This window comes from Comamonas sp. C24C (assembly GCF_053345995.1).
The window spans coordinates 283,691-292,321 of the sequence record NZ_JBKFBC010000007.1 but is presented as its reverse complement, the minus strand read 5'-3'; the positions used below and the strand labels follow the sequence as shown (position 1 = coordinate 292,321).

Sequence of the window (8,631 nt, the reverse complement as noted above, 5' to 3'; positions counted from 1 at the left end):
GCTACAGGGCCAACGCAGCGACCACCGGCTACAGGGCCAACGCAGCGACCACCGGCGAAGGGGCCAACGCAGCGACCACCGGCGAAGGGGCCGTTTCTGCCGTGCTTGGTCGATATGGCAAGGCCATGGCCGGCGAAGGCGGAGCAATCGTGATCGCTCATCGTGATGACAGCGGGAAGCTGCTGGGCGTCAAGACGGCAATGGTTGGCCAGGACGGCATCAAACCTGGAGTCTGGTACTCGCTGGACAAGTCTGGAAACTTCATTGAGTCCTCCGAGGACTGAAAGGCCATGCCATGAACGCCCGACCTGCTATCTACCTCGGCCCCACGGCCAACCCTCACGCAGACGCTGAGCGCTGGAACGATGAGGACGCGGCTTCTGATGCTCTGCACGAGACAGCTGCCGTCCAGGCACCCGGGATCGTCCTGCGTCAATTGAAATCCATCAAGACGCCGACTGCCTGGTTCGACAAGAAGCGATTCGCTATCCGCAACTCGGCGCAGGACATCCTGCAGGGCGCGTTCGACGACTCCAACGACGATGTTTCTGACCGCTACGCCGAATTCATGGTGGATGCGACCCCTCAGGCCCGCGAGAAGCTGCTTGAGGCCATGGCCGCCTGGTTCGCCAGTGTCTACGCCTTTGAAATCTATATCGACCACCTAGAGGACCAGAAAGATGATTGACGCTTCAAAGATTGCGCGCCACCCAGCCTCAGCCGAGATGTTCATCAACGAGCTCCAGGCCAGGATCGAAGCACTGACGGCCTACATCTGCGGCAGCTTGGCACTCCCCATCCCTCCCGAGCAGATCCGCGCTGCTCTGGAGCCTGAAACCGAAAACCAGTATGAGGCGATATAAGGATCAATCATGGCAGCAGAAGACTACGACGATGTTCCAGGGTTCGGCGGTGGCGCATGGCTGGGGAATACAGCCCGCTCAGGGAAATATGAATGCAAGTTCTGTCGAGCAAACATCAAGTTTTCTCAAAGAAAGGCATTCAATCTGGATGGAACGCCTCACAGGTGCAACCCTGGACAACGAGGCTCTGAAGCGGCTGATTCTGCAGCAACCCCGCCTGCGGCCTTGTTCGCTATGGCGGCCATGAATGCAATCATCAGCGCGCAAATACAAAAAGGCGGCATCGATCACATCCATCACATGAATTTTCAGGATGTCGCTGACGCAGCTTGGCAGGCCGCCGCCGCCATGGTTTCAGCGGAGAAAAACTACCGCGATGAATTTAGTCAAACACCATTTTGATTGGATCCTGATGCCCTCCCCCATCCAACTCCAGCGCCTCCCGCGCCGCAAGAAGCCCGCACCAACGCGGGCTTTGTTGTTTCTGGCCCTGCTGGTCTTGTTCGTGTGCGCGGGGCTGGCCGGGTGCAGCGCCCAGGCGGCGGACGCACCGACCACCACGGCCGCCGCTGACATCAAGCGCGCTGCAGCCGGTGCGTGGGCATGTCCCGGAATGCACCCAAACTGGCTCAGCGATACCGAAGTTCAATGTTTGAAGGAAAAGCCATGAGCACAAATGAGCGAACGCCGGGACCTTGGCTGCATCGCGGGAAAAGCGATTCCGTACACAAGTCACCGTCTGCAGAGCAATATGCGCAGGGCTATAGGTTTGGAGAAACCATCTTCCAATTTCATGAGGAATCACCTCCCTCTGACGCTGACCTCGCGCTGATTCTTGCAGCTCCCGAGCTACTTCATGCGCTTCAAGAAAGTCTCTCAGCCCTTGAATATGTCGTTGAGCAAGCTGGCGGCCCTGCCTGTGAGCATGAGGGTGGTGTTGTTTGTTTCTGCAAAGAGAACACTGCAATCAGTGAGGCGCGCACTGCCATCTCCAAAGCCATTGGGGAGCATATATGAGCCAATCAAAGCACTCGGCTGGTCCATGGGATCTACGGACGCAATTGAATTGCATCGACGAATACGACTGCTATCTGTACCCGATGCGGATCTTTATTCCAGAGGACGTAAGTGAAGCGGATGCACTTTTGATCGCCGCTGCGCCCGAACTGCTCGAAGCCCTGAAGTCGTTGCGCTCAGCCTATGAGCGTTTGAAACCACCCGGCTATCCAAAAGCAGATGTTGAGAAGATTGCAGAAGCTGCCATCGTCAAAGCTACAGGTGAACCCCATGAATGAAGCACTGGCCCTCTTCTTCATCGCTCTCGCCTTCTTCGCCCTAGCAAGGAAGCCATGAGCAATCCAGACCACAAGCCCGGTACCGCCCGGGCTTTCTTCTATTACGCCCTGGCATGCACCTTCGCTGCCGGTGCTTTTTACTTGAGGGTGATATGAGCGAATCGACTGAACTGACGTTGCCTGCCAAAGAATCCGCACTCGCGGTCTACAGCGCGCCCCAGGGCCTTGACCCATATCTGAAGAAGATCAAGGACGAGCTGGACGCCTTTGTTCCTGATGTGAAGACCAAGAAGGGCCGCGAGGCTGACAAAGCTCATCGCCAGCGCATCAACCGTGCAGCGCTGGACGCCCTGGTGGCTGGCGGCCTCTCCGAGGCAGATGCCAAGACGGTCATCACCCTGATCGCCAAGAAGGCCATACCGGCTGTCTCTATTACATATTGAGGATCAAACCATGAACGCTGTCGTTGAAGTTGAAACAGCCAGCATGGTTCCCGCTCGAAGCGCGAACCCAACAGCTGAAGTCGTAGCCCACGCAAAGACCGTTCAGCAGGTCATGCAGGCAGTCATGAAGCCAAATGTGCACTACGGCGCGATCCCTGGGGCCGGCGACAAGCCTACGCTCCTCAAGTCTGGCGCCGAAGTTCTGTGCATGACATTCCGTATTGCCGACAGGTATGAAGTAACCGACCTGTCTGCCAACGGAGTCATTCGCTACCGTGTCAACTGCATGGGTGAGCATCAAGCCTCCGGCTTGCCGCTTGGCTCAGGGCTGGGTGAATGCTCCACTGATGAAGAGAAATACCGCTGGCGGAAGGCTGTTTGTAAGGAAGAGTTCGATACGGCCCCGGAAACCCATCGCAGGCTCAAGTTTGGCCGCAAGCAAGGTGGCCACTACACCGTGCAGCAGATCCGCACCGAGCCTGCAGACCTGGCGAATACCGTTCTGAAGATGGCCTGCAAGCGCGCCAAGATCGCCATGGTCTTGAACGTCACCGCAGCGTCCGACATGTTCAGCCAGGACCTGGAAGACCTGGACGCCGAACTGGTACGACACCTTGCCGAGGATGAGCGGCAAGCCCAGATTCAACTGGTCCGTGATGACTGGATCGCAAAAGCGAAGGCAGCACCTGACAGGGACAAGCTGGGAGCGATCATGAAAGATGGCGTCAAGGTCTTCCAGTCGTCTCGCGATCGGGACGGCTATTCAGCATTCGCGGCAGCCGTCCAGGAGCGAGGTGCCCAACTCAAGGAGACATCCAATGCGTGAAGTTCTCATCCGATGCTCCAGTCTTGGAAAAATCATGACCGAGCCGAAGTCCAAAGCTGAAGGGGAGCTTTCTGTAGGAGCCAAGACCTATATTCGCGAGCTGGCTCAGCAGGAAATATTCGGCATCGACTTCGAGTTCTCCAGCAAGGAGACCGAAAAGGGCATAGAGGTTGAGGATGAGTCAATCGCCCTCCTCAACCGCGTCAAAGGCCTATCCCTGGTGAAAAACACCGAGCGCAAGACGAACGGGATTCTGACCGGTGAAGCAGACTTATTCAATGAGCCGAGCCGCCGAGGCCATGACCTCAAGTCTTCCTGGTCCGCCAAGACGTTTCCCGGCTGGGTCCGAGACTGCGAAGACAAGCTCTATGAGTGGCAGATGCGCGGCTACATGATGCTATGGGATGCCGACGAATGGGAAGTCAACTACGCCCTGGTGGATACACCTGAGCGTTTGATCGGATACGAACCAATTCAGATGCATGTCGTGTCTCACATCCCTGAACACATGCGCTTGACCAGTTGGCTGATTGAGCGTGACTTCGAAAAAGAGCGCGCCATCAAGCGAAAGGTTGAGGCGGCCAGGGAGTACTACCTTGAGGTCATCAAGGAGTTTGACCAGCAACACCAACCGGCCTAGCGCCGGTTTTTCTTTGGAGCAAATATGCTTGCACCAACTCAAGAACCAGCTGTCCTGAACCGGGCTGCGCGCCGCGCCCAGGCCAAGGCCGCAAGGCGCCAACCAGTGTCAAAGCCGCGCGCCCGGTTCAAAAACACCGCCGAGGCATACACCCACCTGCTCAAGCCGATGCAGCTGCTCAGCGACTGCCGGCCCTACGAGGCCAACGAGATATTGGGTGACCTGATGAAGATCGAAGAATCCTACGGCCGCATCCAGAACGGGACGGCCACCCCGAAGGACGCCGACAAAGTGAGCATTGCCATCAATCTGGCGAAGCTTCGGGCACTGGACATCGACCATGGGCTCGCCGACATGGTTGAGGCCGGCCAAGACGCAATGCGGCGCTGCCTGGCGCGCTACGAGGAGCACAAGCGCTTGATTCTCGATGGGCCCGGGATGCAGGATGTTCGACAGGCACTGGACATTCACGAAGAAATCCTGCGCAACTCGACACCAAAACAGATGATGGATGCCATGGACACCATGCGCCGGCTCATCTTCAAGCAGCTGGAGCAGTCAGGAAAGCAGAGCCTTCTCCTCAACGCCTAGTCACCCACCAACACAGCCCGCAGCCGCGGGCTTTTCTCATTCTGGGAGCCAATATGCAAGACAAGAAGCAACTCAGAGCACCTGAACACTCGACGGCCTGCCTGTATGGGTACGCGCTTGCTCGACTCGGACTGACTGACGCCCCTCAGATGCGCGTGCTCTTTTGGGATGCGCAGGAAGCGCTCAAGTGGGATGAAAAAACTGATCGGTACATCAGCCCAGCTGCAGAGGGCGAGTGCAAGACCTGCGGTCACATTTCCGAGCCAACCATTTCCCAGGCCGCGACCGCAGCCGTGCACGACTCAGACTGCGCCATGCACAACGCACCGGCCTTTCCTGCTGGAGACTGCGACTGCTCTGCCCAGGCAGCGCCCGCAGCCGTGGCTGTGCCTGATGAGCGCACTGCGTTTGAAGCGTGGGCAACTGCACAAAAGTATGACCTGTCACCCTGGGGGGACACCTACGACAGCGATTACACCAGCAAAGCCTGGGATGCATGGCAGGCTCGCGCCGCGCTTGCCGCCACCCCGGCAGCAATACAGACGGCATCGGCGCCAACTGATACCGCTATTGCTGCTTCGCTGGAGTTCCTGGAGAGCCCCGTCGAAGGCGAAAGAACTTACACGCTGACGATTCAGAACATCAAGACTCTGATCGCTGAGTTTTCCGCACCTGCCACCCCGGCAGCAGCTACGCCAGTGGTGCTGCCTGAGCCCCAACATTGGGTTCTTGAGACTCAAGCACCAGACAGGGAGTTTGATTACACAGGGGTTCAGAAGAAGTCTGAGCACTGGAAGGCGATTGGCTTAAACCCTACCGCCCTCTTCACGGAGCAGCAATTGCGCGCCGCCCTGCTGGCCGGAGTATCTGCACCGGCTGCGCTGGCGGTGGCATCAATCTACGTCACGGCAGACGGTCAGCGCGAGTGTGACGACTGGAAAATGCCGCTGCCGATTGGCCGCAATCTGCTCTACACAGCACCCCAGACGCCGGCAGACGCGCGGGATGCGGAGCAAGAGAAGCCGCCTGCTGGCCGCTATGTCCTGGCATGGATCGAAGGTAAGGACGTACCAATCCGCGCAATGTGGGTGCCGCAGTATTTCTTGGAATGTGGCGATGAATGCCCGGAAGGATGGGGTGAATACAGCGAAGAGCAGGATGAATATTTCTGCCCAGAAGGCTGGTACGAAGCAAACGAGCATGAAGAAACACACTGGCACGTAAGCAAGCCAGTAGTCGCATGGATCGAACTTCCGCGCCGTCCCGCCATCGCCGCCCAGGCTGCCCAGCAGGGAGATGCAGCATGATCGTTACAGCAAACTGCACCCGGCTTGTCCCCTGTGGAAACAACACATCGCGTGGACAAAGCGTTCCTGTCCAGGTTGAAGCCGATCGCGTCGTCCATACAGGAAGCCGCAACGGCTATCACTTCGGCCTCACCCCAGAGAGCATGCAGAAGCTGGCCGACATGAAGGCGCGCGGCGAGTTCGACTGGGAGGACGACCTGCCCAGGTGCTGGAAGAAGGATCACCGCCACCTTCGCATTCCCGTGATGAAGGGCGGTCAGCAGGCGCGAATCATCGACGGCAAATGCGGCTCCATCGAGAAGGCCGTGTATCGCAGCCGCTGCGAGCCAGATCCACGGGTTCTGGCTGCTAAGGCGGCAGCCCTGCAGACACAAGGGGGCGAGTGATGGCGTCGATCCGAAAGCGCCATGCGCGTAGCGTGGCCCGGCGGTTTGCCTCAGAACTCCTGAGTCAGACCGAAATCGTGCACTGGGCGAGCGTCAAGTCCGATCTGTCAGGCGAAGAAATCGCTGTGGCGTGTGATGAACTGAAACGCATTGCAAGCCGCATCGATGCGGAGCGAGCCCAGGCGCAGACACAAGGAGCCAGTTGATGGCAGCACCAACCATTCCAGACAGCCCGGTCGCAATGCGCCGGGAATATCTCAACACCGCCCGCGAGGTAGCAACCAGGCAGCCAACAGAGGAAAGCACGGCCTACCTGATTGCTCTCACTCAGGCGCTGCTGCGCGACGTGTGCGGTGAGCCAGCGCTGGAGATCCGAATCGGCGTGCCACGGTCTGCAGTGAAGCGCGCCCAGGCGCAGAAAGGCCAAGCATGAGCACCCCAGACAACCCGCTGATTGGCGCTGCCCGCGGGCGCGATCAAGCACAGCCGGCGCAGCTCCAATGGCAATTTATTGAGTTCAACGACCGCCGCGCGTTGCGTGGCGCCCCTGCCGCGCGAGTTGCGGCCAATGGCGAATGGCTGTGGATGACCCCCAAGGACATACGCGCCAACATCAAAGACCACGGTGATCACCCAGAGCTACAAAGAGCTCTTGCCGCATACAAGGGGCGGGCATGAGCCGCCGAGCCCGCGACCGAGGCGACAAGCGCGACAGATGGCGCGAACCTATCAACCACCCCGAGCCCCGCCACTGAGCGGGGTTCTTTTTTGGAGATGCAAATGAGCCTGACCCACTTCGCCCTGTTGGCCAAGTTCGGCGACACAAACATTCCGCTGGATTCATGCGCCGAATTCTTTGGCATGGCCCCCAAAAAGGCCAATGAGCGTGCATGCCTCCAAGATCTTCCGGTGCCGGCCTATAAGCTTGGGGGACAGCGCAGCCCTTGGTTCGTTGATGCCAAGGCTCTTGCTGATCACATCGACAAGAAAAAAGCAGAAGCCCAGGGGGACTGGGAGCGTATGCGTGCCTAAGCTATCTCTCTGGCACGTTCTCCGGTCGCAAATGCGTGTAGCGCTTCAGCGTGGCCCAGCTTTCATGCAACGTGAACTGGGCCACCTCCTGAATGCTGTACCCCTTCTCAAACAGCCGACTGGTTGCCTCATGCCGAAGATCATGAAAGTGCAGGTTTTTGATCTCTAGGACATGGCAAGCCCTGGTGAATGCAGCTCCCACGCTTTTGCTGCTGTATGGGAACACCTCAGCCGAGGTTCGCGACTGCCTATCGATGATGTCCATAGCCGGCTTGAGAATCCGGAAACTGCGCCGGTTCCCTTTCTTCATCCTTGGGTGCTTGACGTCATCGAGCCAGGCAATCCCCTTTTCGAAGTCGACATCCTCCCAGCGGATGCGGCAGATTTCCTCTTGGCGCCGCGCCGTGATTAGCGCGAATTGGAATATGTCCAGCATTGGTATCTTGGCCCGGCCATCGCGGCTGCCGAAGAACTCAGTTAGTAGGCGCTCCTCTTCTGATGAAAGACGCCTATCTCGTTGCTGAGGCTTGGAAATCACCTTGGTACGCAGGAGCTCTTGCTTTGCCGCATCCACAGCGGCCATGGGCTCGCTGATTCCATATCGCGCCGAAGCAGACAGGAATGCCTGTCGCAACCAAACCATATCGTTGAGCACTGTCGCCGGCCCCGCGCCGTCATCGATGCGCCGCTTCTTGCAGTGCTCTATCAAATCTGCCGCCGTGAGTAGGCGCGCGTCTTTATCTGCAATCCCCGCTTCTTTCAGCCGGCGGATGTCAGCAGTTTTCGACCTTCCCCATTCAGTGATTCCTTCGGCCTGGGTTGTGTAGCCCTCTAGCAGATCTCCAACGGTCACCTTCTTCTTGCCCAGGCTGCCAGACGCGCGCGCCACCTCCAACTCAGACTCTCTGCGCTTTAGCCATGATTGGGCCAAAGCCTTGCGCGTGAAGGTTTGCGCTTCGGAGTGCACAATTACACCCTTATCCTTTAGCCGGATCTGGGCTGTGTATGCGGTCGAGCCATCCGCTCTTTTTCTAGCTGTGATCGTCCCCATGGTGCTGGTGCTACAAGTCGTTTTCGTAGCACTAACTGTAGCACTCAAGGACATAAATCGGGGTTTTTTGGCGTTTTTCGGGGTGCTAAGACAGTGCTACAAGCCATCAAACGACACTGATGACAAATACAAAACATAAAGAAAATCAACAACTTAATTCAATGTGGCGCATGAGCGTTGCACCAATGATGGACTGG

17 protein-coding genes are annotated in these 8,631 nt (G+C 57.9%); 16 read left to right on the top strand and 1 reads right to left on the bottom strand.

The features are described from left to right. The 16 genes from ACLBXN_RS15305 to ACLBXN_RS15230 all read left to right on the top strand — a co-directional run. On the top strand, positions 1-284 hold a 284-nt coding region (locus tag ACLBXN_RS15305; protein ID WP_447612702.1), incomplete at its 5' end, for a hypothetical protein. 11 nt (positions 285-295) lie between these two features. Then, on the top strand, positions 296-688 hold the full coding sequence (locus ACLBXN_RS15300) for a hypothetical protein (protein ID WP_447612701.1): 393 nt from the start codon (positions 296-298) through the stop codon (positions 686-688). After that, positions 681-863, top strand: coding sequence for a hypothetical protein (locus tag ACLBXN_RS15295; protein WP_447612700.1), 183 nt, complete (start codon positions 681-683; stop codon positions 861-863). The genes ACLBXN_RS15300 and ACLBXN_RS15295 overlap by 8 nt, the downstream gene beginning before the upstream one ends. Positions 864-872: 9 nt before the next feature. After that, entirely contained in the window at positions 873-1,265 is a 393-nt protein-coding gene (locus ACLBXN_RS15290; protein WP_447612699.1) for a hypothetical protein, read from the top strand. Continuing rightward, positions 1,240-1,533 (top strand): hypothetical protein, encoded by a 294-nt coding sequence (locus ACLBXN_RS15285; protein ID WP_447612698.1) that lies wholly within the window; start codon positions 1,240-1,242, stop codon positions 1,531-1,533. The genes ACLBXN_RS15290 and ACLBXN_RS15285 overlap by 26 nt, the downstream gene beginning before the upstream one ends. Beyond that, positions 1,530-1,880, top strand: a complete 351-nt coding sequence (locus ACLBXN_RS15280) for a hypothetical protein (RefSeq protein ID WP_447612697.1) — start codon at positions 1,530-1,532, stop codon at positions 1,878-1,880. The genes ACLBXN_RS15285 and ACLBXN_RS15280 overlap by 4 nt, the downstream gene beginning before the upstream one ends. Next, positions 1,877-2,158 carry a hypothetical protein gene (locus ACLBXN_RS15275; protein WP_447612696.1) on the top strand — a complete coding sequence of 94 codons (282 nt, stop codon included), beginning with the start codon at positions 1,877-1,879 and terminating at the stop codon, positions 2,156-2,158. The genes ACLBXN_RS15280 and ACLBXN_RS15275 overlap by 4 nt, the downstream gene beginning before the upstream one ends. A 152-nt stretch (positions 2,159-2,310) precedes the next feature. Further along, the gene (locus tag ACLBXN_RS15270; protein ID WP_447612695.1) at positions 2,311-2,601 is read left to right on the top strand and encodes a hypothetical protein; all 291 of its coding nucleotides are present in this window, start codon (positions 2,311-2,313) and stop codon (positions 2,599-2,601) included. Between the two features lie 10 nt (positions 2,602-2,611). Further along, on the top strand, positions 2,612-3,427 hold the full coding sequence (locus tag ACLBXN_RS15265) for a hypothetical protein (protein WP_447612694.1): 816 nt from the start codon (positions 2,612-2,614) through the stop codon (positions 3,425-3,427). Next, positions 3,420-4,067 carry a hypothetical protein gene (locus ACLBXN_RS15260; protein ID WP_447612693.1) on the top strand — a complete coding sequence of 216 codons (648 nt, stop codon included), beginning with the start codon at positions 3,420-3,422 and terminating at the stop codon, positions 4,065-4,067. The genes ACLBXN_RS15265 and ACLBXN_RS15260 overlap by 8 nt, the downstream gene beginning before the upstream one ends. Before the next feature lie 24 nt (positions 4,068-4,091). Beyond that, positions 4,092-4,658, top strand: coding sequence for a hypothetical protein (locus ACLBXN_RS15255; protein WP_447612692.1), 567 nt, complete (start codon positions 4,092-4,094; stop codon positions 4,656-4,658). 53 nt (positions 4,659-4,711) lie between these two features. Beyond that, positions 4,712-5,965 (top strand): hypothetical protein, encoded by a 1,254-nt coding sequence (locus tag ACLBXN_RS15250; protein ID WP_447612691.1) that lies wholly within the window; start codon positions 4,712-4,714, stop codon positions 5,963-5,965. Between the two features lie 143 nt (positions 5,966-6,108). Further along, positions 6,109-6,351, top strand: a complete 243-nt coding sequence (locus ACLBXN_RS15245; RefSeq protein WP_447612690.1) for a hypothetical protein — start codon at positions 6,109-6,111, stop codon at positions 6,349-6,351. A 205-nt stretch (positions 6,352-6,556) separates the two neighbouring features. Continuing rightward, positions 6,557-6,784, top strand: coding sequence for a hypothetical protein (locus ACLBXN_RS15240; RefSeq protein ID WP_447612689.1), 228 nt, complete (start codon positions 6,557-6,559; stop codon positions 6,782-6,784). After that, positions 6,781-7,029, top strand: coding sequence for a hypothetical protein (locus tag ACLBXN_RS15235; RefSeq protein ID WP_447612688.1), 249 nt, complete (start codon positions 6,781-6,783; stop codon positions 7,027-7,029). Before ACLBXN_RS15240 ends, ACLBXN_RS15235 begins: the two co-directional genes overlap by 4 nt. Positions 7,030-7,131: 102 nt before the next feature. Then, entirely contained in the window at positions 7,132-7,383 is a 252-nt protein-coding gene (locus ACLBXN_RS15230; protein WP_447612687.1) for a pyocin activator PrtN family protein, read from the top strand. Between the two features lies 1 nt (position 7,384). Here ACLBXN_RS15230 and ACLBXN_RS15225 read toward each other — a convergent pair whose 3' ends face one another. Next, positions 7,385-8,434 carry a site-specific integrase gene (locus tag ACLBXN_RS15225; RefSeq protein WP_447612686.1) on the bottom strand — a complete coding sequence of 350 codons (1,050 nt, stop codon included), beginning with the start codon at positions 8,432-8,434 and terminating at the stop codon, positions 7,385-7,387. Positions 8,435-8,631: the final 197 nt, after the last annotated feature.